The 21,939-nt window shown below is 42.9% G+C and carries 22 protein-coding genes; 5 read left to right on the top strand and 17 right to left on the bottom strand.

Features of this window, described 5'->3' with window-relative positions:
* Window positions 1-26: 26 nt before the first annotated feature.
* Entirely contained in the window at window positions 27-1,136 is a 1,110-nt protein-coding gene (proB, locus tag PAN94_RS06550; RefSeq protein ID WP_285875199.1) for a glutamate 5-kinase, read from the bottom strand.
* A 137-nt stretch (window positions 1,137-1,273) separates the two neighbouring features.
* On the opposite strand from proB, the gene PAN94_RS06545 reads away from it, so the two are divergent.
* Entirely contained in the window at window positions 1,274-2,089 is an 816-nt protein-coding gene (locus tag PAN94_RS06545) for a Cof-type HAD-IIB family hydrolase (protein WP_285875198.1), read from the top strand.
* Window positions 2,090-2,202: 113 nt separating this feature from the next.
* Here PAN94_RS06545 and PAN94_RS06540 read toward each other — a convergent pair whose 3' ends face one another.
* The 8 genes from PAN94_RS06540 to PAN94_RS06505 all read right to left on the bottom strand — a co-directional run bounded on the left by PAN94_RS06540 (window position 2,203) and on the right by PAN94_RS06505 (window position 10,830).
* Complete coding sequence (locus tag PAN94_RS06540; RefSeq protein WP_285875197.1) at window positions 2,203-3,354, bottom strand: iron-containing alcohol dehydrogenase; 1,152 nt, start codon at window positions 3,352-3,354, stop codon at window positions 2,203-2,205.
* A gap of 291 nt (window positions 3,355-3,645) precedes the next feature.
* Entirely contained in the window at window positions 3,646-4,716 is a 1,071-nt protein-coding gene (locus PAN94_RS06535) for an ABC transporter substrate-binding protein (RefSeq protein WP_285875196.1), read from the bottom strand.
* Window positions 4,713-5,486, bottom strand: a complete 774-nt coding sequence (locus PAN94_RS06530; RefSeq protein WP_005590157.1) for an ABC transporter permease — start codon at window positions 5,484-5,486, stop codon at window positions 4,713-4,715. The genes PAN94_RS06535 and PAN94_RS06530 overlap by 4 nt, the downstream gene beginning before the upstream one ends.
* A complete protein-coding gene (locus tag PAN94_RS06525; RefSeq protein ID WP_125373028.1) occupies window positions 5,483-6,289 on the bottom strand; it encodes an ABC transporter permease in 807 nt (268 codons plus the stop codon). The genes PAN94_RS06530 and PAN94_RS06525 overlap by 4 nt, the downstream gene beginning before the upstream one ends.
* On the bottom strand, window positions 6,270-7,427 hold the full coding sequence (locus tag PAN94_RS06520; protein WP_048763121.1) for an ABC transporter ATP-binding protein: 1,158 nt from the start codon (window positions 7,425-7,427) through the stop codon (window positions 6,270-6,272). Before PAN94_RS06520 ends, PAN94_RS06525 begins: the two co-directional genes overlap by 20 nt.
* Before the next feature lie 180 nt (window positions 7,428-7,607).
* Window positions 7,608-8,510: a UDP-N-acetylmuramate dehydrogenase gene (gene murB / locus PAN94_RS06515; RefSeq protein ID WP_285875194.1), complete on the bottom strand. Its 903-nt coding sequence runs from the start codon at window positions 8,508-8,510 to the stop codon at window positions 7,608-7,610.
* 165 nt (window positions 8,511-8,675) lie between these two features.
* Entirely contained in the window at window positions 8,676-9,542 is an 867-nt protein-coding gene (thrB, locus tag PAN94_RS06510; RefSeq protein ID WP_285875192.1) for a homoserine kinase, read from the bottom strand.
* Between the two features lies 1 nt (window position 9,543).
* Entirely contained in the window at window positions 9,544-10,830 is a 1,287-nt protein-coding gene (locus tag PAN94_RS06505; RefSeq protein ID WP_285875191.1) for a homoserine dehydrogenase, read from the bottom strand.
* Window positions 10,831-10,962: 132 nt separating this feature from the next.
* Between PAN94_RS06505 and PAN94_RS06500 the strand changes: the two genes are divergently transcribed.
* Window positions 10,963-11,895, top strand: a complete 933-nt coding sequence (locus PAN94_RS06500; protein ID WP_285875189.1) for a polysaccharide deacetylase family protein — start codon at window positions 10,963-10,965, stop codon at window positions 11,893-11,895.
* Window positions 11,896-11,996: 101 nt separating this feature from the next.
* Here the strand turns inward: PAN94_RS06500 and PAN94_RS06495 are convergent, their stop codons facing one another.
* From PAN94_RS06495 to PAN94_RS06460, 8 genes are all read right to left on the bottom strand, one after another.
* Complete coding sequence (locus PAN94_RS06495; RefSeq protein ID WP_285875187.1) at window positions 11,997-12,953, bottom strand: ABC transporter permease; 957 nt, start codon at window positions 12,951-12,953, stop codon at window positions 11,997-11,999.
* 1 nt (window position 12,954) lies between these two features.
* Window positions 12,955-14,049, bottom strand: coding sequence for an ABC transporter permease (locus PAN94_RS06490; protein WP_048791819.1), 1,095 nt, complete (start codon window positions 14,047-14,049; stop codon window positions 12,955-12,957).
* A 13-nt stretch (window positions 14,050-14,062) separates the two neighbouring features.
* Window positions 14,063-15,577 carry an ABC transporter ATP-binding protein gene (locus PAN94_RS06485; protein WP_048791818.1) on the bottom strand — a complete coding sequence of 505 codons (1,515 nt, stop codon included), beginning with the start codon at window positions 15,575-15,577 and terminating at the stop codon, window positions 14,063-14,065.
* 136 nt (window positions 15,578-15,713) lie between these two features.
* Window positions 15,714-16,769: a BMP family lipoprotein gene (locus tag PAN94_RS06480; protein WP_048791817.1), complete on the bottom strand. Its 1,056-nt coding sequence runs from the start codon at window positions 16,767-16,769 to the stop codon at window positions 15,714-15,716.
* 71 nt (window positions 16,770-16,840) lie between these two features.
* Window positions 16,841-17,230 (bottom strand): cytidine deaminase, encoded by a 390-nt coding sequence (locus PAN94_RS06475; protein ID WP_125390586.1) that lies wholly within the window; start codon window positions 17,228-17,230, stop codon window positions 16,841-16,843.
* Window positions 17,217-17,879, bottom strand: coding sequence for a deoxyribose-phosphate aldolase (gene deoC / locus PAN94_RS06470; protein WP_285875186.1), 663 nt, complete (start codon window positions 17,877-17,879; stop codon window positions 17,217-17,219). The genes PAN94_RS06475 and deoC overlap by 14 nt, the downstream gene beginning before the upstream one ends.
* Before the next feature lie 17 nt (window positions 17,880-17,896).
* Window positions 17,897-19,174 (bottom strand): pyrimidine-nucleoside phosphorylase, encoded by a 1,278-nt coding sequence (locus tag PAN94_RS06465; protein ID WP_285875185.1) that lies wholly within the window; start codon window positions 19,172-19,174, stop codon window positions 17,897-17,899.
* Between the two features lie 2 nt (window positions 19,175-19,176).
* Window positions 19,177-19,764, bottom strand: coding sequence for a class I SAM-dependent methyltransferase (locus tag PAN94_RS06460; protein ID WP_285875184.1), 588 nt, complete (start codon window positions 19,762-19,764; stop codon window positions 19,177-19,179).
* A gap of 93 nt (window positions 19,765-19,857) precedes the next feature.
* On the opposite strand from PAN94_RS06460, the gene coaA reads away from it, so the two are divergent.
* From coaA to PAN94_RS06445, 3 genes are all read left to right on the top strand, one after another.
* The gene (gene coaA / locus PAN94_RS06455; RefSeq protein ID WP_285875183.1) at window positions 19,858-20,778 is read left to right on the top strand and encodes a type I pantothenate kinase; all 921 of its coding nucleotides are present in this window, start codon (window positions 19,858-19,860) and stop codon (window positions 20,776-20,778) included.
* 70 nt (window positions 20,779-20,848) lie between these two features.
* Complete coding sequence (gene rpsT, locus PAN94_RS06450) at window positions 20,849-21,085, top strand: 30S ribosomal protein S20 (protein ID WP_002895661.1); 237 nt, start codon at window positions 20,849-20,851, stop codon at window positions 21,083-21,085.
* 67 nt (window positions 21,086-21,152) lie between these two features.
* A complete protein-coding gene (locus PAN94_RS06445) occupies window positions 21,153-21,671 on the top strand; it encodes a DNA topology modulation protein (protein ID WP_285875182.1) in 519 nt (172 codons plus the stop codon).
* Window positions 21,672-21,939 lie beyond the last annotated feature (268 nt).

The raw sequence follows: 21,939 nt of genomic DNA, 5'->3' as shown, positions 1-21,939 counted from the left end.
GGAAATAACTAAACTCCTATTTCCTCTTAAAATTCAGAAAAGAGCAATTGAAGCTCTGGAGTAATAGAAATCCAATCGTCACGATGAATCACGACTCCTTTTGGCTTGCTAGATCGAAGCATGTCCTTGAGGGCAGATTTACCAAAGCGCACGCGCCCCTTTCCTAAAATCGCACCAGTCTCTTCCTCGTACACTGTCACCGTATCTTGATAGGAAAAATGCCCCTCTAACCTGACAATTCCTGATGCCAGAAGGCTTTTACCATCGTAGCGGAGTGCCTGTGCCGCTCCCTGGTCTACATAGATGGCGCCTTGGCTCTTAGCATAAAAGGCCAGCCACTGCTTTTGCGTCTTCAATCCCTTATCCTGTGCCGAGAAAAAGCTTCCATCTCGAGTCTGGCTCGCTGCCTCCAATAAAGCATTGCTTTTAAGTGATGAGCAGATATAGACTGGTACACCAGACATGGTTGCCAAAGTCGCTGCTTTGATCTTGGTCAACATGCCACCAGTCCCATTGCTGGAGCCCGCCCCGCCTGCCATGTCAATCAAATCGCTAGAGATCGCCTCAATTCTTTCAAGACGTTGGGCAGTTGGATCTGAAGCTGGGTTGGCCGTGTAAAGCCCATCAACATCTGTCAAAAGTACCAAAAGATCCGCCTGAACCATGGCTGCCACCTGAGCACTAAGCGTGTCATTATCACCCACTTTTAGCTCCTCGATAGAAACTGTGTCATTTTCATTGATAATGGGAATGGCACCCCGATTAAGGAGGACTGACAAAGCTTGGTGGGCATTTTTGTAACGCCGTTTATCCGCAAAATCATCCTGCGTCAGCAAGATCTGGGCAGATACAATCTTCTTCAAGAGCAGATTAGTGGTGTACTCCTCTAGGAGAAGCCCCTGACCAACAGCGGCCGAAGCCTGTTTGTCGGCTACTTTGGTTGGACGTTTTTTAAAGCCCAGAGAAGAAAAACCAGCCGCAATGGCTCCAGACGATACCAAAATCAACTCATGTCCGGCTTCATGCAAGACCGATAATTGGTGGGTAATTTCCCGCACCTTCGCCCGCGACAGACTGCCGTCAGGATTTGTCAATGAGCTCGTTCCAACTTTAAATACGATACGCTTTGCTTTCATAGATTCTCTTTTCCTTACTAGATTTTCTTATTATACCACAAGGAGAGGAAAAATTAAAAAACAACCTTTTCCCATTTCTGCTCTCCTAGCGATAGAAAATATGCTATAATATTCACAAATACTATTGGAGAAAAACTATGATTAAACTAATTGCCCTTGATATGGACGGAACCTTGCTAACTGAGGAAAAAAAGATTCCTCAAGCTCATATTGATGCCATTCACCAAGCTATCCAAGCTGGAGTCCAGCTTGTCCTCTGTACAGGCAGACCGCTCGTGGGTGTCAAGCCTTACTTTCGGGAGCTGAGCTTGGAGAATGAAAATGAATATGTCATCGTAGACAATGGCTGCGCTATCCATCAGACTAGCGATTGGCAGGTTGTTGATTGGCAAGAATTAAAGCCCGATGATATTCGCTACCTCTACAGTTTGGCCGAACAGAGCCAAGTACAGTTGACCTTGTTTGATGAAGAGCATTACTTCGTCGTAGGAGAGAAAGCCAGCAAAATTGTGACAGATGATGCGGCCCTCGTCTTTACGACTCCTACTGAAATCAGCCTTGAAGAAGCTTGCAGCGGCCAGCATCGAATGTTTCAAGCTATGTTCCTAGGAAATCCTGAGCAGGTCGATGATTTTGAGAACAAGTTCGCTCAAGAACTCTGCCAGCGATTCAGTGGCGTCCGTTCCCAGCCTGTCATCTACGAGGCGATGCCAAAAGGTGTTACCAAAGCCTTTGCCCTAGAGCGTCTAGCGCAACGCTTAGAGATCAATCCTGAGGAAATCATGGCACTGGGCAATGCTAATAACGATATTGAAATGCTTCAATTTGCTGGCTTGGGCGTTGCCATGGGAAATTCTAGCCAACATGTCAAAGACTTGGCCGACTATGTAACAGATGGCAATGAAGAAAATGGCGTTGCTACAGCTATTGCTAAGTTTATCCTAGGACACTAATCCTGTACTCCACATATTTCCATAAATTAAAAAGACAGTTGTAGGAGAGAGAGCAACTGTCTTTTTTTGATATAAATCAACTAAGTTTAGAGAGTGAACTGTTTTCCTTTGGCTTAAAACAATTCTTTGTATAAAGCAATGGTTTCTTCCAAAGTCGGCATGAAAGGATTACCCGGTGCGCAAGCATCAATCAAAGCATTCTTAGAAAGGTATTCAAAGTCAAAGTCCTTTTCTTCAATACCAAGCTCCGTCAATTTCTTAGGAATACCGACCGTTTCGGACAAGGTTTCGATTTCTGAAATGGCATATGCTGCACATTCTTCATCAGTCTTGCCTTCTGTATGCAAGCCTAAAGCTTTAGCTACATTTCTAAAGGCTGCTGGTACACGTTTGGCATTTTCACGCTCGACTACTGGCAGGAGCATAGCACAGCAAACGCCATGAGGCAAATGATAGACCGCACCAAGCTGGTGAGCCATCGAATGTACGTAGCCCAGACCTGCATTGTTAAAGGACATTCCGCCAAGGAAAATAGCATTGACCATAGCTTCACGCGCTTCTATATCATGGCCATTAGCGACTGCTCGCGGCAAATATTCCTTAATCAACTCAATAGCACCGATAGACAGTTTCTTGGTCACGCCATAAGCGCCAGGAGTTACCAAGGCCTCAACAGCATGAGTCAAAGCATCCATCCCAGTCGCTGCCGTTAAATTAGCTGGTTTGGAAACCATGAGCTCTGGGTCATTGACAGAGATGAGAGCTAGGCTATTTTTATCAACCATCACCATCTTAACCTTACGCTCTTCGTCCGTGATAACATAGTTGATAGTGATTTCAGCAGAAGTCCCTGCCGTGGTGTTGATGGCTACAACTGGCAGACCCTTTTCTTTAGACTTATGGAGCCCTTCATAATCCTGTGGCTTGCCCCCATTTGTCGCCATGATGGAAATACAGCTAGCAGCATCTTGAGGTGAGCCACCGCCGACACTGATTATAAAATCACAGTCATTTCCTTGAAGAGTAGCTAAGCCATCGTAGACATTCTTACAGGAAGGATTTGGGTCTACACCTTCAAAAACCACATATTCAATGCCTTCTGCTTCTAGCGGCCTGATGACTTTTTGTAAAATGTCACTGGATGCAATGTAGTGGTCTGTTACGATTAGAGCTTTCCTGAAGCCCAACTCTTTGACATGACCACCAAATTCATTGATGACACCCTTACCAATCAAATTAACTGATGGAACGTAGAAAACTGACATAATGATTTCCTCCTTAATTGAGTATAAAACCCTATTGCATATGTTAATATAATTTTACTACTTTCTCCTCTGCTTTTCAAATAATTATACAAGTTAAAATATAAAAAAGAGAGTGGGACAGAAATCAGTAATTCGTTAGAATTCGATTTCGTCGTCCCACCTCCGCACAGTTGAGTAGGGCTGTAAACGCTGATGAAATCAGCGTAGTAGAGCCCACTCAACCCCTGCGCCTTGCTTGATAATCCAAAGACAATTGAGAGGCTAGGACTTTTGTCCCAGCCTCTTCTTTGGCTACTTGCGATACATTTTGACTTGAAGATAGAGGTCATTGTATGTTCCGAGCCATTTTGGTCCTAATTGCTGATAGACTTCCAGATGCTTCATAGTTTCTTCGGTTGGATAGAAAGCCTCGTCTTCCTGTACTTCTTCTGGCAGCAGGGCCTTGGCAGGAAGGTTTGGCGTTGAATAGCCAACATAAAGGGCATTTTTATAAGCATTTTCTGGTCTCAGCATGAAATTGATAAACTGGTAGGCAGCTTTTTTATTTTTGACCGTCTTTGGAATAACGATATTGTCAAACCAAAGATTGCTAGCTTCTGTCGGAACGACATAGCGCAAGTCTTCATTGGCCTCCAGCATTTGACGAGCCTCACCAGAGAAAGTCACGCCGATAGCCGCGTTATTCTGAATCATATACCCCTTCATCTCATCAGCGACGATGGCCTTGATATTTGGCGTCAGAGTGTAAAGCTTATCGACAGCCTCCTGCAGCTGGTCTGCATCTTTAGAGTTAAGACTACGACCATTGGAATTCAGACCAATCCCCATGACTTCACGGGCTCCGTCAATCATCATGATGGAGTTTCTGTATTCTGGCTTCCATAGATCGTTCCAGTGTTCAGGCGCATGCTCGACCATTTTAGTATTGTAAACAATGCCCAGCGTTCCCCAGAAATAAGGAATGGAATACTGATTCCCTGGATCAAATGGCTGATCCAAAAAGTCTGAGCCAATATTTTCCAAGCCCTTGATCTGGCTATGGTCCAATTTCTCAACCAAGTTTTCCTTCATCATCTTGGCAATCATGTACTCACTTGGGATTGCGATATCGTAGGTCGTTCCACCTTGTTTGATTTTCGTGTACATGGCTTCGTTAGAGTCGAAGGTTTCGTACTGAACCTGCACGCCTGTTTCCTTGGTAAACTCAGTCAGCAATTCCGGATCAATGTAATCTCCCCAGTTATAGACAACCAATTTATCACTGCCCTTGCTGTTGGCTTTACTCTCAATCCGATAGCTAATTCCCCACAAAATCAGGATAATCGTAAGAATCCCTGCTAAAAACGAATAGAGTTTTTTCATGCTGCTTCCTCCTTCTCACGCGTGATAAAGTAATAGCCAATGACTAAAACGATACTAAAGAGAAAGACCAGAGCAGACAGGGCATTGATTTCCAAGGAAATTCCTTGCCGTGCACGGGAATAAATCTCTACGGAAAGAGTTGAGAAGCCATTTCCTGTTACAAAGAAGGTCACAGCAAAGTCATCGAGTGAGTAGGTGAAAGCCATAAAATAACCGGCAATGATCGCTGGTGTCAGATAAGGCAGCATGATTTCCTTGAGCATCTGGACTTGACTGGCTCCCAAATCATAAGCAGCCTTAATCATGTCGTCATTCATTTCTTTCAGCCTTGGCAAAATCATCAGCACAACAATAGGAATTGAAAAAGCGACGTGGCTGGCCAAAACGGACACAAAGCCAAGCTGGAATTTAGCCGTGGTAAAGAGAATCAGGAAGCTAGCCCCAATCATAACATCAGGCGCCACCATCAAAATATTATTGATGGATAAGAAAGCATCCTGATACTTCTTGCGGGCTTGGTAAATATAAATAGCACCGAAAGTTCCGATAATCGTAGCGATGAGGGAAGAAAGAAAGGCTAAGAAGAACGTCTGCGCCAAAATCAAAATCAAGCGTGAATCTTCGAATAACTTTTGAAAATGAACCAGATCAAAGCCCGTAAATTTGTTCATATCATCGCCAGCATTGAAAGCATAGGCAATCAAATAAAAGATCGGAAGATAAAGGATTAGAAACACAATCGCTAAATAGAGATTAGCAAATTTTTTCATCGTTCTCTCCTTTCCTTGGTTGCCCACATGGTGAAGAGCATGGCAATAATCAGAACCACTCCGATTGTTGAGCCCATTCCCCAGTTCTGCGTTGTCAAGAAATGCTGTTCAATAGCAGTTCCCAGCGTGATGACACGATTTCCACCGATCAAACGCGTCAGCATGAAGAGGCTGAGACTGGGAATGAAAACGGACTGCACGCCACTTCTTACACCATTCATTGAAAGCGGAAAGACAACATTGCGGAAAGTCTGCCAACGATTGGCACCCAAGTCATAGCTGGCATTGATGAGGTTGGGATCCAAATCATCCAAGACATTGAAAATGGGCAGAATCATAAAGGGCAGCTCAATGTAGCTGGCAACAAAGATAAAAGAAAAGTCAGTGAAAAGAATCTGCTTGGGACCGATACCGATAAAGGTCAGAAATTCATTCACCGAGCCATTTTGTCCAAAAATGCCGATAAAGGCGTAAGCTTTGAGCAAAAGATTGATCCAAGTCGGCAGGACAATCAGCATGAGCCAGAGCTGGCGATGCTTGAGCTGGGTCAAAAAATAAGCAGTCGGATAAGAAATGAGCAAGGTCACCAAGGTGATGATCCCTGCGTAAAATACCGAGTTAAAGCTCATTTTCAGATAGGTCAAATTCTGCGAAGTGAAATAAATCCGATAGTTTTCCAGCGTGAACTGACCTTCGATATTAAAGAATGATTTCCAGACAATCATCATCACTGGAGCTAGAACAAAGAGTAGAATCCAAAGAAAATATGGAACCAGAAAAAGGTTAGAGGTTGTTTTCTTCATCTCTTTCCTCCTCAATGGCATTGATCAGCCCTGCTTCTTGCTCTTCGATTTCTACGTATTCTTCAATCCGAGCATCGAATTCTTCTTCGGTTTCATTGAGGCGCATGATATGGATATCCTCTGGCTCAAAGTCCAGACCGATTTCTTCTCCGACGATGGCCTTGCGGGTCGAGTGGATCATCCACTCATTGCCAAGCTCATCGTAGGCGATAATTTCATAATGAACCCCGCGGAAAAGCTGGGTATCCACTTTAACCTGCAGTTTTCCTTCTTCAGGCAAGGTAATGCGCAAATCTTCTGGACGAATCACTACTTCAACGGATTCGTTTGGTCGCATTCCTCCGTCAACTGCTTCAAAACGCTTACCATTGAACTCGACCAAGTAGTCTTCGATCATCTTACCTGGCAAGATATTCGATTCTCCGATAAAGGTCGCAACAAAGTGGTTAATCGGCTCATCATAGATGTCCACTGGCGTTCCTGACTGGACAATTTCCCCTTCATTCATGACAAAAATCCAGTCACTCATAGCTAGGGCTTCTTCCTGGTCGTGGGTGACAAAGACAAAAGTGATCCCGAGGCGCTGTTGGAGTTCACGGAGCTCATATTGCATATCCGTCCGCAGCTTCAAATCCAGCGCAGAAAGTGGCTCATCTAGTAGGACAACACGTGGCCGATTGATGATGGCACGAGCAATGGCTACCCGCTGACGTTGACCACCTGAGAGTCTCCGAATTGAACGACGCTCATATCCTTCCAGCTGAACCATTTTCAGAACTTCAGTAACCCGTTCTTCGATTTCTTTTTTGTCCACCTTCCGCAACCGCAACGGAAAGGCTACATTCTCAAAGACATTCATATGCGGGAAAAGAGCGTAGGACTGAAATACGGTGTGAACATCCCGCTTATTGGTAGGAATGTCATTGATGCGGACACCATCCAAAAAGATGTCTCCCGTAGTCGCATCCAAAAGTCCTGCAATAATATTAAGGATGGTTGACTTCCCAGAGCCAGAAGCCCCTAGAAGCGTATAAAATTTTCCTTCTTCTAATTCAAAGTTAATATCTTTGAGAACGACGGTGTTACTGTCTTCAAAAACCTTCGAAACGTTTTTGAACTCAATAATTGGTTTTTTCAATTGGCATAAATTCCTTCTTTTCCATGTATTAACAGATTTTTGGCTCTGTCAGACCAAAAAAACCTCTCGAGGGCTACTATGGCCCTGCATACTTGCGATATCGATAGGCTTTCACCCCCTTTACTAAAGACACATGGATATTGGCTATCCCAAAGACTTGGACAATTGCATATCGGACTCTTATGCTTCCCCAATAATTCGAACTTCTCTTTCCAGAGTGACACCTGAATGCTCTTTGACTGTTTTAATGACATGAGCAATCAACTTTTCATAATCGCTAGCTGTACCATGATCGACGTTAATCATGAAACCAGCATGCTTTTCTGAAACCTCTACACCACCGATTCGGTAGCCTTTTAGACCAGCCTCACTGATGAGCTGGCCAGCAAAATGTCCCAGAGGACGCTTAAAGACAGACCCACATGATGGGTATTCCAAAGGCTGCTTGAGTTCACGCAGATAGGTCAGACGTTCCATTTCCTGATGAATGTTTTGGTGGACACCTGGTGCCAGACCAAACTTAGCTGAAATAACAATGTCACCTGTTTCTTGAATAAGTGAATGACGATAGCCAAAGCGCATATCACGCGCATCCAAGTTCTTAATTTCGCCTTCAGGTGTCAAGACCTTGCAAGAAACAAGCACATGGCCGATTTCACCGCCATAAGCGCCAGCATTCATAAAGACAGCACCGCCGACACTACCTGGGATGCCACAGGCAAATTCAAAGCCAGTCAAACTATGATGCAGGGCAATACGAGTGGTCTGAGTTAGATTTGCACCAGCTTCTGCCTCAATCGTATAGCCATCTACTGTTACATTATTTAGCTTGTCAAACATGATGACAAAGCCTCGAATACCGCCATCTCGAACAATAATGTTACTTGAATTCCCAAGCACCAACCAAGGAATATTTTCACGATTGGCCAGCTTGACAATCCGAGCCAATTCATAACGGTTGCGTGGAAAAACTAAGAAATCGGCAGCTCCGCCTACCTTCGTATAAGTGTATTGACTCAAAGGTTCATTGAAACGGATGTCGATTCCTTCTAATTCCGCAGAAAATTTTTCTAGGTTTTGCATGACTTACTCTCTTCTTTACAAATTACACTCTATTATATCAAAATTAAATGATATTTACGATAGACTGAGGGAAATAAAGATTCTTTTTCAAAGCAAAAAGAAAGAGGAGAACGAAGATTGTAGACCAACACTGCGTCCACAAGTTCGTCATCCTCAAATTCTCTTCTATTTTTCTACACGTACACCCTGAGTATCGACTTGCAACTGGAAGACTTCCCCATCAAAGCCTTCTTCCTTGATTTGCTGATAAATCTGCTCAGCCTTGTCTTTCGGAGATAAAACCATAACAGTCGGACCAGCTCCAGAGATATAAGTCGCAAAAGCGCCCTGTTTTCTGGCTAAGAATTTAATATCAGAAAATTCTTTGATAAGCGGTTGGCGATATCTCTCATGGAAACGATCAGATTCGATGGCACGACCAGCTGTTTTCATATCGCCCTTTAAGAGCGCTGCAACAGCGACATTGGCTACAGAGCTTGCCGCAACAGCTTCCTTATAAGAAAGGCGATTAGGCAAGACACGGCGGCTTTCAACTGTTCTCAACTCATAATCGGGAATAAAAGCGATAAAGCTGACCTCTGGGAAATCTGACACGACAGCCGAAACTTGATTTTGGAAGGAGCTTGCAATCACTAGATTTCCATAAATTGCTGGGGCCACGTTGTCAGGATGGCCTTCGATTTTTGTCGCAATTTTCAACTTTTCATGATCCGATAAGTTCAGATTTGCCAACTGATTAGCCAGTTCAATCCCAGCAACAATAACGGAGCTAGAAGAGCCAAGACCGCGAGCCAAAGGAACATCGCTAGTCATTTTTAAGCGATGAGGCTGAAGGTCTGGGGCCAATTGCATGGCAATTTTGATTAGTAAATTACGTTTATCAGTTGGAATTCGAGGATTGAGATCATGCTCAATGACCCACTCCTGACTTTCTTCCAAGACTTCGATTTCTAAATATTTGGAGACTGCGACACCAACTGAGTCAAAACCAGGTCCGATATTGGCACTGGTTGCTGGTACAATAATTTTCATCTTATTCTCCTAATACTTTAAAGGTATTGAGCAATTCAAACTCTGGTACCTCACGGAGCTTGGCCACGACATTTTCTAGCTGAGTCTTGCTGACAGCATGTGTGATGATGACTACACGAGCTGTTTCACCATCCGTACCTTCTTGCAGAATTTGCTTGAAGGAAACTTCTTCAGCATTGAAGATTTCAGCCAAATGCAATACTTGACCCTTGGCATCTGGAGCCAAGATAGAGAAATAATAGTTGCTCTTAACATCCTCAGGTTTAGCCAAGACAAGCTCGCGACTAAATTCATTGAAGGCTTTGCCAATCGTGCCTTCATTTAGGCGACGGACGATACGGACGATATCTGCAACGACACTGGTCGCAGTTGGTTTTTGGCCTGCACCTGGACCATAGTACATGGATTCTCCAATACCAATTGACTCAACAAAGACCGCATTCATTACGCCGTTTACGCTAGCTAGCGGATGCGCTTTTGGCAAGAAAGTCGGTGTTACTTCCGCAGCGATTCCTGATGGTGTTTCCTCAATTGAGCCAACTAATTTCACCACATAGCCCAAATCTTGAGCAACTGCGACGTCTTCTGGAGTGATATTGCGAATGCCTTGGTGATCAACATCTTCAAACTTGATGTTCATACCGAAAGCAAATTGGCTGAGAATGACCATTTTATAGGCTGCGTCAATTCCATCAACGTCGTTAGTCGGATCGCTTTCAGCAAATCCTAAACGTTGCGCTTCCGCAAGAGCATCCTCGTAAGACCAACCTTCTTCTACCATCTTGGTCATCATGAAGTTAGATGTTCCATTGACCACACCCAAAACGCGGGTAATCTTGTCAGATGCCAATGAATTAACCAAGGTGCGCAAAATTGGGATACCGCCGGCAACAGCAGCTTCATAATAAAGGGCAACGCCATTTTTCTGAGCAATGTCTAACAATTCAGAACCATGAACTGCCAGCAAATCTTTGTTAGCAGTTACCACATGCTTACCTGCTTCAAGTGCTCGTGTGATAAAGGTTTTAGCTGGTTCAATCCGTCCCATCAGCTCCACTACGATCGCAATTTCGCTGTCATTTAAGATTTCATCCACATTGGTTACAAAGTTATAATCATTTCCAGCTGCCAATAGACGTTCTTTTTCAGCATCATCCTTGACCAAAACTTTAGCAACTTCAATCTCAGAATGAGCAGCCTGAACGATCTTTTCTCCATTTTCTTTCAACAAGAAAGGAACACCACTAGCAACTGTTCCAAAACCAAGTAAAGCAATTTTAATAGACATGAGGAACTCCTTGAATATTTCTTATATAAAAAACATTATAACAAAAATATATAGAAATGCCTACAAATCTATTTGTATATTTGTTATAATGTAAGTAAAAATTTTAAACTCATGAGATTAGAAGGAGATACCATGACAGATAAACACATTGGAAGACGCATGCAAAGACATAAAGCTAAGAAAAAGGCATTCCTTTTTTCTATTATCAATCTTTTCTTGCTCCTTGCCCTAATCGTAGGCGGAATTTATCTTTGGAAGACTCAGTTCTCTCCTAGCAAACAATCTTCTGCAGGCAACCAAACTGTGCAATCCACCTCGAAGCCAGACTCTACCTCAACAAATGAAGAAGCTTCAAAAATCAAGTGGGTAAAACAAGACGAGCCTGTTAAGATTCCAATTTTGATGTACCATGCGATCCATGTAATGGATCCCTCTGAGGCAGCCAATGCTGGTTTGATTGTAGATCCAACTACTTTTGAAAGTCATTTGCAGGCTCTGAAAGAGGCTGGTTATTATACTTTAACCCCAGATGAAGCTTACAAAGCTTTGACAGAGAATGTCCTGCCTGAAAATAAAAAGGTAGTCTGGCTGACCTTTGACGATAGTTTGAAAGACTTTTATACCAATGCCTTTCCACTACTTCAAAAATACCAGATGAAGGCAACCAACAATGTCATTACTGGCTTTGTCCAAGCTGGCCGTGAAGATATGCTGACGCTAGATGAGATCAAAGAAATGAAGGAAAAGGGAATGTCCTTTGAAGACCATACCGTCAACCACCCTGATCTATCAACTGCCACTACTGATCAACAAACCCTTGAACTACGTGATTCTAAAGCCTTTTTAGATGACAATCTTTCGCAGAAAACTACGACTGTTGCATATCCATCTGGCCGCTATAGTGATGCGACCTTGCAGATTGCTGAAAGTCTAGGCTATAAGATGGGATTGACGACCAATAACGGCCTGGCTTCCCTGTCTAATGGGCTGCTCTCACTCAATCGTGTTCGAGTGAACCCAACTACTACTGCAGAAGATTTATTAAACGAAATCGCTACAAATTAATCTTAGAAAGCTTGCTTCAGACGAAGCAGGCTTTTTCTATTTCCGATAGCAGCTTTTTCCAATCACAAAAAACACCAGTTCCAAAGAACTGGTGTAAAAGGTTATTTAGACTTGATATAGTTGATACCGTCTGCTTTCGGAGCAACAGCTTTACCAAAGAAGGCTGCAAGAACCACAATCGTCAAGACGTATGGCGCAATCTGTAGATAAACCGTTGGCACTTTTGAAAGAAGAGGCAACTGGTTTCCGATAACGGCCAAACTTTGAGAAGCTCCAAAGAAGAGACTTGCCAACATAGCACCGATAGGGCTCCATTTACCAAAGATCATAGCTGCCAAGGCGATAAATCCTGGACCTATGATAGTAGTGACAGCAAAGTTAACAGAGATTGACTGAGCATAAATAGCCCCACCAATACCACCAAGCAAACCAGAAATCATAACGCCGTAGTAGCGCATGAGGTAAACATTGATTCCTAGTGTATCTGCTGCCTGCGGATGTTCTCCAACTGAGCGAAGACGCAATCCAAATTTTGTCTTAAACATGATAAACCAAGCAAGGAAAGAGAAGGCGATGGCCAAATATCCCATCAGACTTGTATGTTTGAAGAATATATCGCCTATGACCGGAATATCAGACAAAATAGGAAAATTAAATTTGCCAAATGAACGCTGAATGTTGTCTGTTTGCCCCTTGTTGTAGATAGCTTTAACAAGGAAGACTGCCAATGCTGGTGCTAATAAGTTTAGAACCGTACCACTAACGACGTGGTCTGCACGGAAGTTAATAGTTGCTACAGCATGGATAAGTGAGAAGAGCACTCCGACTAAACCAGCAGCAATCAAGGAGAGCCACGGAGTCAAGCTGCCAAAACTACTTTCGAAAGTCAGGTTAAAGAGAACGCCTGTAAATGCCCCCATTACCATGATCCCTTCCAAACCGACATTGACGACTCCAGCATGCTCCGAATAAGCTCCACCGATACTTGTGAAAATCAAGGGAGCCGCATAAATCAGCATAGATGATACTAATAAACCTAATATCGTTACAATATTCATCCTAGTTTCCCCCTTTCACTTTACCAGCTTCTTGCTTACGGTTTTTAAATAATTCAAACACTGTCTTACCAGTCAGACGCTCAATCAAGTAATGGGCGCTAACAAAGAAGATAATCGAAGCTGTCACAATATTGACCAATTCTGTCGGAATCTGAGCCACATTCATACCTGGCGCACCGACACTTAAAACTGCAAAGAGGAAAGCCGCAAAAAGGATACCAACTGGAGAATTGGCTGCTAAAAGGCTAACCGCCATACCATTGAAACCAACGCTCAATGAACTTCCTTGCACAAAGACATTCTGATAAGTACCTAGTCCTTCTACTACTCCTCCAAGTCCTGCAAGGGCTCCAGAAATAATCATGGACAAGATAATAGTCCGTTTAGAGGACATCCCTGCGTATTCAGCTGCATTTGGGTTAAGACCAACAGCACGGATCTCAAAGCCAAGCGTTGTTTTCTTCAGCATATACCAGATCAGCACAACTGCAATCAAAGCAAAGAAAATACCAATATTCATCCGAGAGTTAGCTGTCAAACTTCTCAGCCATTCTGTTTGATAAATGGCATTGGCACCAACACGCTTACTAGAGTCAACACTCTGCATCACAGATTTTGGAAAGCTGCGGATAAAGGCATTTCCAACGAAGAGGACGATATAGTTCATCATAATCGTAACGATGACTTCACTCGTTCCTAAATAGGCACGCAGAACTCCTGGAATAGCACCAATAATCCCACCAGCAACTGCAGCAATGACTACGGTTGCTAACAACATCAGAGGGCGAGGTAGGTCAGGGAAGGAAAGGGCAAACCAACCAGCCAGAATCCAACCAGCCAAGGCCTGACCTGGAAGTCCGACATTGAAAAATCCAGCCCGACTAGCAACGGCAAAACCCAGACCAATGAGAACTAGAGGTCCCATCGCCCGAGAAATTTCACCCAAACTTCTCAAAGAACCAAATGCTGTTTTAAAGAGGGATTCATATCCCCAGATGGCATCATAGCCAAAGATAGCCATGACAATTGCTCCCAATAAAATCCCCAAAAGAACTGAGATTAAGGGAACTGCAATCTGCTGTGTTTTCTTAGACATTTGAATCTCCCTTCTAAATCTTACCACCAGCCATGAGAATACCAAGTTCTTGCTTATTGGTTTTCTCTGGAGTCACGATTCCTTGAATCTTGCCATCATGGATAACGGCGATTCTGTCAGAAAGATTGAGTATTTCATCTAGCTCAAAGCTGACAACAAGTACTGCCTTACCTTGAGTACGCTCCTCAATCAAGCGTTTATGGATATATTCAATCGCTCCAACATCAAGACCGCGGGTTGGCTGACTGACAATCAACAAATCTGGATCACGATCCACTTCCCGAGCAATGATAGCCTTCTGCTGATTTCCTCCTGAGAGGGCTGAAGCAGGTACATACTCGCTAGCTGCCCGCACGTCAAACTCTTTCATCAGGTTGCACGCGTAAGAGTAAATATTATTGTAATTCAAGATGCCGTTTTTGCTAAGTGGTTCCTTGTAGTAAGTCTGCAAAGCAATATTTTCAGAAATGGACATCTGCAGCACCAAACCATCGCGATGGCGGTCTTCAGGGACGTGGCTGACCTTCATCTCTGTAATCTGACGTGGTTTCTTACCAATCACGGACTGGTTCTTGATCAAAATTTCACCCGAACTTACTTTTCTAAGTCCTGTGATAGCTTGAATCAACTCAGTCTGACCATTTCCATCAATTCCTGCAATCCCAACGATTTCACCAGCACGAACATCCAGTGAAAGTCCTTTAACAGCTGGAACGCCGCGATTCTCTTCAACGACAAGATTCTTGATGGAAAGAACCGTCTCTTGCGGATTAGAAGGTTTCTTCTCAGTCTTGAAGGAAACGGCGCGTCCTACCATCATTTCTGCCAAGTCTTGGTTGGTTGCACCAGCAATTTCAACGGTTTCGATCGATTTTCCTCGACGAATAACGGTCACTCGGTCAGAAACTGCACGAATTTCATCCAACTTATGAGTAATAAGGATGATAGACTTACCTTCCTTGACCAAGTTTTTCATGATTTTCATCAATTCATCAATCTCAGATGGTGTCAAAACAGCTGTTGGTTCGTCAAAGATTAGGATATCTGCACCACGGTAAAGGGTCTTCAAAATTTCAACACGTTGTTGGGCTCCAACAGAAATATCCTCAATCTTGGCAGATGGATCGACCGACAAACCATATTTCTTAGACAAACGCTTAATTTCTTGCGTAGCGCGTTTCAAGTCTAAGATACCATTTTTTGTAATCTCACTTCCAAGAATAATATTTTCAGCAACAGTGAAGGCTTCCACAAGCATAAAGTGCTGATGCACCATCCCGATACCAAGTGAGGCCGCCTTTGATGGAGAGTCCAGCTTAACTGGCTTTCCGTTTACTACAATCTCACCACTAGTCGGCTCAAGTAGGCCGGCCAACATATTCATCAAGGTTGACTTCCCGGCACCATTTTCTCCTAAAAGAGCGTGAATTTCACCTTTTCGGAGTTCCAAATTGATTTTATCATTGGCTACAAATTCACCAAAAACCTTGGTAATTTCTCGCATTTCAATGACATTTTCATGTGTCATGGCTCTTTCCTTTCCAGAATTTCATTTTATGTCGATATAACCTCCTCGGACTCCTATCCTAGTAGGCTTAATCGATGCAAAGGCATCAGAATTTAAAAATGAGCGACCCTAGTAGGTCGGATCGCTCAGCATTCAATTATTTATCAGGAACTGTGAGGCTGCCGTCAAGGATTTTTGCTTTCGCTTCTTCAACAGCTTTTTTAGCATCTTCAGAAAGGTTGGTTGTTGTCAAATCAACACCACCGTCTTTCAAACCAAAGGTTGTAGTTTTACCACCTGGGAATTTACCTTTAGCAGTTTGGTTAGCGATGTCTTGGACAGTCTTACCAACTTGTTTCAAGCTTGATGCCAAAACAAAGTTAGACTCTTTACCATCTTTAGATTTGTATTTACCTTCTTCAGTTTGGTCACGGTCAACACCAAGTACCCAAACTTTTTCATTTTCATTTCTTGTTTCGTTGATTGACTTAGCTTCGTTAAATACTCCAGCACCAGTACCACCAGCTACTTGGTAAACAACATCCGCACCACCAGCATAGTGAGCAGCAGCAATTGTTTTACCTTTAGCTGCATCGCCGAATGAACCAGCATAGTCCACTTTAATCTTGATAGATGGATCAACTGATTTCACACCAGCCTCGAAACCTTTTTCAAAACGTGTGATAACTGCGCCTTCTATACCACCTATGAAACCAACTTGTTTTGTCTTAGTCGTTTTTGCAGCTGCAACACCAGCAAGGTAAGCTGCTTCATTATCTGCAAAGACTGCTGAAGCAACATTCTTTTGACCTTCAATCACATCGTCAATAATAACGTAGTTAATACTTGAATTATCTTTAGCAGCAGATTCAACGGCATCACGAAGGGCAAAACCGATACCAAATACTAAGTTGTAACCATCCGTAGCAGCTTGGTTTAGGTTGTTCGCGTATTGTGACTCGTCTGTTGATTGGAAGTAAGTATAGCCGTTATCTTTTGAAAGGCCATTTTCTTTCCCCCAAGCTTGCAAACCTTCCCATGCAGATTGGTTAAATGATTTATCATCAACACCACCTGTATCGGTTACGATAGCAGCTTTTAAATCAGTTTTAGCGTTAGAGCTATCTGATTTAGACGCACGATTCCCACATGCAGCAAGTCCGATTGCTGCGACAGACACTAGACCAAGACCTAGCCATTGTTTCTTGTTCATTTCTGAACCTCCTATATAAGATGTGCAACTTAGTTGCAAGTTTAATTTTGGTCAGTTGACCAGCAACAGACTCAAGTTAAGTCTGTAAAAGAGTATGGAAGTAACTCCTTGACCGTCATCACGACCGTCGATTTATCTTTAGCGACCAAGGTCACTGGTAAATCCTGATTAAAAAACTCTGCCATTACTTGGCGGCAGGCACCACACGGAGAGATCGGTTTTTCCGTTTCTCCGTAAACAATTAATTCCTCAAAGTCTAAAAAGCCTTCAGAAACAGCTTTAAAAATGGCTGTTCGCTCTGCACAATTGGTCAAGCCGAAACTAGCATTTTCGACATTGACACCTGTGAAAACTTGTCCATTTTTAGCTACTAAAACAGCTCCGACAGGGAAATGAGAGTATGGAACATAGGCATTCTTCGTGGTTTCTACAACTAAATCAATCAAATTAGTAGTCGCCATTAGCCACGTCTCCCTCCATAATCGCTACACCAGAGGATGCTCCAATGCGAGTCGCACCAGCTTTGATAAAGGCAAGTGCATCTTCGTAAGAACGGGCACCGCCAGAAGCCTTGACTCCCATATCTGGCCCAATTGTCTTACGCATCAAAGCTACATCCGCAACGGTTGCACCACCAGTTGAGAAACCGGTAGATGTCTTGACAAAATCCGCCCCAGCTTTCTGAGCAATTTGACAAGCTTTTACTTTCTCATCATCTGTCAAGAGGCAGGTCTCAATAATGACCTTGACCAAGGTTCCTTTGGCAGCTTCCACAACAGCTCGAATGTCTCTTTCAACTAAGTCAAAGTTTCGAGACTTTAAAGCACCGATATTGATGACCATATCGATTTCATTCGCTCCGTTTTGGATTGCATCACTCGTTTCAAAAGCCTTGAGCTCCGGAGTATTTGCTCCCAGAGGAAAACCAATGACCGTACAGACTTTAACATCCGTAGCTTTTAGTGCTTGCGCAGCAAAATTCACCCAAGTCGGATTGACACAGACGCTCGCAAAGTCGTATTTCTTCGCTTCCTCAATTAAGGTTTCAATCTGCTCCTGACTTGCATCAGGTTTCAAAAGCGTATGGTCAATGTATTTGTTTAATTTCATGTTGGATTCTCCTAGAATTAAGCGATCACTTCGATAATCTCGCTTACTGCAACGCTTTCACTACCTATTCTAACATTTTTTTGGAATTCTGTAACTAGTTCTTGAGAAATTTTTTCATTTGCGTATATTTTTGCAACAATTTCCCCAATTTCGACTGTTTCGCCAATCTTCTTTTCGAACACAATTCCAGTTTCATAATCTAGTTTATCAGATTTGACGGCTCGACCTGCTCCTAATCTCATCGCAAACAAGCCAAATTCCATAGCTGGAAGCTCTGTGATATAACCAGATCGCTCTGCTTTCACTTCAGCCACATAAGCCGCCTGGGATGGTCGATACAAGTCCTCTAGATCACCACCTTGAGCCGCAATCATCTCTTCAAATTTTTTCAAAGCTGCTCCATTTGTCAAATGTTCTCTAATTTCAGAAACTGATTTCTCAACATTAGCTAAACCAAGCATAATCCGAGCGAGCTCACAGATAAACTCCGTAATATCTTCGCGTCCTTGTCCTTGAAGGATTTCCAGTGCTTCCAAGATTTCCAAACGATTGCCAATGCTGGTGCCCAAAGGCTGACTCATGTCCGTAATAACTGCAACCGTCCTGCGTCCGACTGCCTTGCCCAAGTCTACCATGGTACGGGCTAGGACACGGGCATCCTCTAGATTTTTCATAAAGGCACCTTCACCGACGGTTACATCCAGCAAAATGCTGTCAGCACCAGCGGCGATTTTCTTGCTCATAACTGAACTGGAAATCAAAGGAATCGTATCAACTGTAGCAGTCACATCACGCAGGGCATAGAGAAGCTTGTCTGCCTTGACCAGCTGGTCTGACTGACCGATGACGGATACACCAATATCCTGAACCTGCTTGATGAAATCTTCCTGACTGCGCTCTACTTGGTAGCCCTTGACAGACTCGAGCTTGTCTATGGTACCACCCGTATGCCCCAAGCCTCGACCGCTCATCTTAGCAACGGGTACTCCAAAGCTAGCTACGAGAGGAGCCAAGATTAAGGTAACCTTATCTCCCACTCCACCAGTCGAATGCTTGTCGACCTTAATCCCTGAGATAGCTGATAGATCAAACTGCTGGCCCGTCCCCACCATAGCCATAGTCAAATCAGAAATTTCCCGAGTAGTCATCCCTTTAAAGTAAACAGCCATAGCAAAGGCTGACATCTGGTAGTCTGGTACTGTTCCAGCTACATAGCCCTCAATCAGCCATTCGATCTCTTGATTGGACAATTCTAATCCATCTCGTTTCTTTTGAATAATATCAACTGCCCGCATCTTTATTTCACACTCCTTAGGATATAATAACCTTTGTCCTTCTTGAGAGTCTCGCAGTTGCCAAACACTTCTTCCATCTTGGTTTTAGCGCTGGGAGCTCCTTGTTTCTTTTGGATAACAATCGTCAAATCCCCATCCGCTAGCAAGTGAGCATAGCTACCTGAAATAACCTCGTGCACCACCTGCTTACCGGCGCGAATCGGTGGATTGCTGATAATATGATGAAATTGTCCGGTCACATTTTCGTAAACATTGGACTGAAAAATATCTGCAGATACTTGGTTCGCATCCGCATTTTTTCTAGCCAAGTCTAGCGCTCGCTGATTGATATCCACGAGAGTGACTTCCAGCTCTTGCGCTTTAGCCAGAGTCAAGCCCAGCGTTCCATAACCGCAGCCAACATCCAGCAGCGTTTCTTTTTTGTTAAATTGCAAGGCAGACAACAAAACTCGACTGCCATAGTCGATCATTTTTTTACTAAAGACGCCAGCATCCGTTAAAAAGGTCATCTGTTGTCCTAATAGTTCCACTTTTAATTCATGAATGTCATGTTTGGCATCCGGATTTTCTGCAAAATACATTTTAGTCATAAAACCATTTTATCATAAATTTTCTAGATTTGTAAATCGTTTTCATTTCTCCAAAAGTATGTTATACTAAAATCCATCATATAGGAGTAACTTATGACTAACGAATTTCTTCATTTTGAAAAAATTAGCCGCCAAACTTGGCAGAATCTGCATCGAAAGAAAAATCCACCGCTCACTGAGTCCGAACTCAATTCTATCAAGAGTTTCAATGACAAAATCAGTCTACAGGATGTAACAGATGTTTATCTACCTCTGACAAATCTCATTCAAATTTATAAACGTTCTAAAGAGGATCTCGCCTTTTCAAAAGGTATTTTTCTACAAAAGGAGAGTAAAAGACAGCCCTTTATTATCGGAGTATCTGGCAGTGTTGCCGTTGGAAAATCAACGATTAGCCGCCTATTGCAAATCCTCCTATCGCGGACTTTTACAAATGCCACCGTTGAATTGGTGACGACCGATGGTTTCCTCTATCCCAATCAAACTTTGATTGAAACGGGGATTTTAAATCGCAAGGGCTTCCCCGAAAGCTATAATATGGAACTCTTGCTAGACTTTTTAGACCGCATTAAAAATGGTCAAAACTATGAAATTCCCGTCTACTCGCACGAAATTTATGATATTGTCCCAAATGAAAAGCAGGAAATTAAGGCAGCTGACTTTGTCATCGTAGAAGGCATCAACGTCTTCCAAAATCCGCAAAATGAACGCCTTTATATGACTGACTTCTTCGACTTCTCTATCTACGTAGATGCCGAAGTCGAAAATATCGAGTCTTGGTATCTAGATCGTTTTAAAAAATTATTGGCACTAGCCAAGCATGACACGGACAACTACTACCATCGCTTTACAACCCAGCCTGAAGAAGAAGTCATGGCACTTGCCCATAATATCTGGGAAACAATCAATCTGGTAAATCTGATAGACTATATCGAGCCAACACGTAACAGGGCTGAAGTGATTTTGCATAAGGCTAAAAATCATGAAATTGATGAAATCTATCTAAAAAAATAATTTAGACTTGTCAAATCACAACTTTTCATATATAATTAGATAGTTAGTATTTTCAATGGAGGTGAATAACTTGGCAAACATTAAGTCAGCTATCAAACGCGCTGAATTGAACGTTAAACACAACGAAAAAAACTCAGCTCAAAAATCAGCTATGCGTACTGCAATCAAAGCATTTGAAGCAAACCCGTCTGAAGAACTTTTCCGTGCTGCTAGCTCAGCTATCGATAAAGCAGAAACTAAAGGTTTGATCCACAAAAACAAAGCAAGCCGCGATAAAGCACGTCTTTCAGCTAAACTTGCTAAATAATGCATCGCGCATACAAAGGAGCTCCACGGAGCTTTTTTTGTTGCTCACTGTAATTAGGAGAATGTATATGAAGATTGCTATCATCGGCTACTCCGGCTCTGGCAAGTCAACCTTAGCCCAGCAGTTAGGCCACTTCCACCATATTCCCGTGCTTCATCTGGACACGATTCAGTTTGAAGAAAACTGGCAGACTCGTAGTCAAGACCAAGTCAAGGCTGATTTAGCGAATTTCCTCAAGCGAGAACAATCTTGGGTCATCGATGGTAACTACTCCTTTGCCTACTTTGAGGAGCGTATGGCGCAGGCTGATCAGATTATCTTTATGAACTTTTCTCGCTGGAACTGCCTCTATCGCGCCTTTAAACGCTATCTAAAATATCGCAATCAAGTACGAGAGAGTATGGCATCTGGCTGTACCGAAAGACTGGATTGGGAATTTATCCGCTGGATCCTTTGGGATGGTCGGACAAGAGAGACTAAGAGTCGCTATGAAAAAGTTCGCCAAACCTATCCTGAGAAATTCATCGAATTGCAGAATCAAAAGCAATTATCAGACTATGTAAAAGAATCTGGGACAAAAGTCTAACCATAAATATAAAAAGCGAACAAAACGGAGTTATCTGACACTCAGAATTCTGTCTTGTTCACTTTTTTGTTTAATCTATCAATTTTAAAAATTTATAATAAAGAATTCCTAAAACCAAAATCTTTTTGTCCCAGCCTTTTCAGTCTTATTTGTCAAGAAAAAATTAGAAGTATTCATCGAAGAGGTAAAAAGTCGAAATTCCAACTTACAAAATTGTAAGAAAAATGAGAGAAATGTAAGCTAAAGAAATAGAAAGAAGAACCTCTTT

The sequence above is a fragment of the Streptococcus sp. SC1 genome (genome assembly GCF_030272855.1).
In the GTDB taxonomy this organism is placed as follows: Bacteria; Bacillota; Bacilli; order Lactobacillales; family Streptococcaceae; genus Streptococcus.
Note: the sequence above shows the minus strand (reverse complement) of the source record. Positions and strands in the feature narration are given on the sequence as shown.

Coding starts and splice junctions, on each gene's coding strand:
- proB (WP_285875199.1), bottom strand. CDS start 1,136: ATGAAAGCAAAGCGTATCGTATTTAAAGTTGGAACGAGCTCATTGACA.
- PAN94_RS06545 (WP_285875198.1), top strand. CDS start 1,274: ATGATTAAACTAATTGCCCTTGATATGGACGGAACCTTGCTAACTGAG.
- PAN94_RS06540 (WP_285875197.1), bottom strand. CDS start 3,354: ATGTCAGTTTTCTACGTTCCATCAGTTAATTTGATTGGTAAGGGTGTC.
- PAN94_RS06535 (WP_285875196.1), bottom strand. CDS start 4,716: ATGAAAAAACTCTATTCGTTTTTAGCAGGGATTCTTACGATTATCCTG.
- PAN94_RS06530 (WP_005590157.1), bottom strand. CDS start 5,486: ATGAAAAAATTTGCTAATCTCTATTTAGCGATTGTGTTTCTAATCCTT.
- PAN94_RS06525 (WP_125373028.1), bottom strand. CDS start 6,289: ATGAAGAAAACAACCTCTAACCTTTTTCTGGTTCCATATTTTCTTTGG.
- murB (WP_285875194.1), bottom strand. CDS start 8,510: ATGCAAAACCTAGAAAAATTTTCTGCGGAATTAGAAGGAATCGACATC.
- thrB (WP_285875192.1), bottom strand. CDS start 9,542: ATGAAAATTATTGTACCAGCAACCAGTGCCAATATCGGACCTGGTTTT.
- PAN94_RS06505 (WP_285875191.1), bottom strand. CDS start 10,830: ATGTCTATTAAAATTGCTTTACTTGGTTTTGGAACAGTTGCTAGTGGT.
- PAN94_RS06500 (WP_285875189.1), top strand. CDS start 10,963: ATGACAGATAAACACATTGGAAGACGCATGCAAAGACATAAAGCTAAG.
- PAN94_RS06495 (WP_285875187.1), bottom strand. CDS start 12,953: ATGAATATTGTAACGATATTAGGTTTATTAGTATCATCTATGCTGATT.
- PAN94_RS06490 (WP_048791819.1), bottom strand. CDS start 14,049: ATGTCTAAGAAAACACAGCAGATTGCAGTTCCCTTAATCTCAGTTCTT.
- PAN94_RS06485 (WP_048791818.1), bottom strand. CDS start 15,577: ATGACACATGAAAATGTCATTGAAATGCGAGAAATTACCAAGGTTTTT.
- PAN94_RS06480 (WP_048791817.1), bottom strand. CDS start 16,769: ATGAACAAGAAACAATGGCTAGGTCTTGGTCTAGTGTCTGTCGCAGCA.
- PAN94_RS06475 (WP_125390586.1), bottom strand. CDS start 17,230: ATGGCGACTACTAATTTGATTGATTTAGTTGTAGAAACCACGAAGAAT.
- deoC (WP_285875186.1), bottom strand. CDS start 17,879: ATGAAATTAAACAAATACATTGACCATACGCTTTTGAAACCTGATGCA.
- PAN94_RS06465 (WP_285875185.1), bottom strand. CDS start 19,174: ATGCGGGCAGTTGATATTATTCAAAAGAAACGAGATGGATTAGAATTG.
- PAN94_RS06460 (WP_285875184.1), bottom strand. CDS start 19,764: ATGACTAAAATGTATTTTGCAGAAAATCCGGATGCCAAACATGACATT.
- coaA (WP_285875183.1), top strand. CDS start 19,858: ATGACTAACGAATTTCTTCATTTTGAAAAAATTAGCCGCCAAACTTGG.
- PAN94_RS06445 (WP_285875182.1), top strand. CDS start 21,153: ATGAAGATTGCTATCATCGGCTACTCCGGCTCTGGCAAGTCAACCTTA.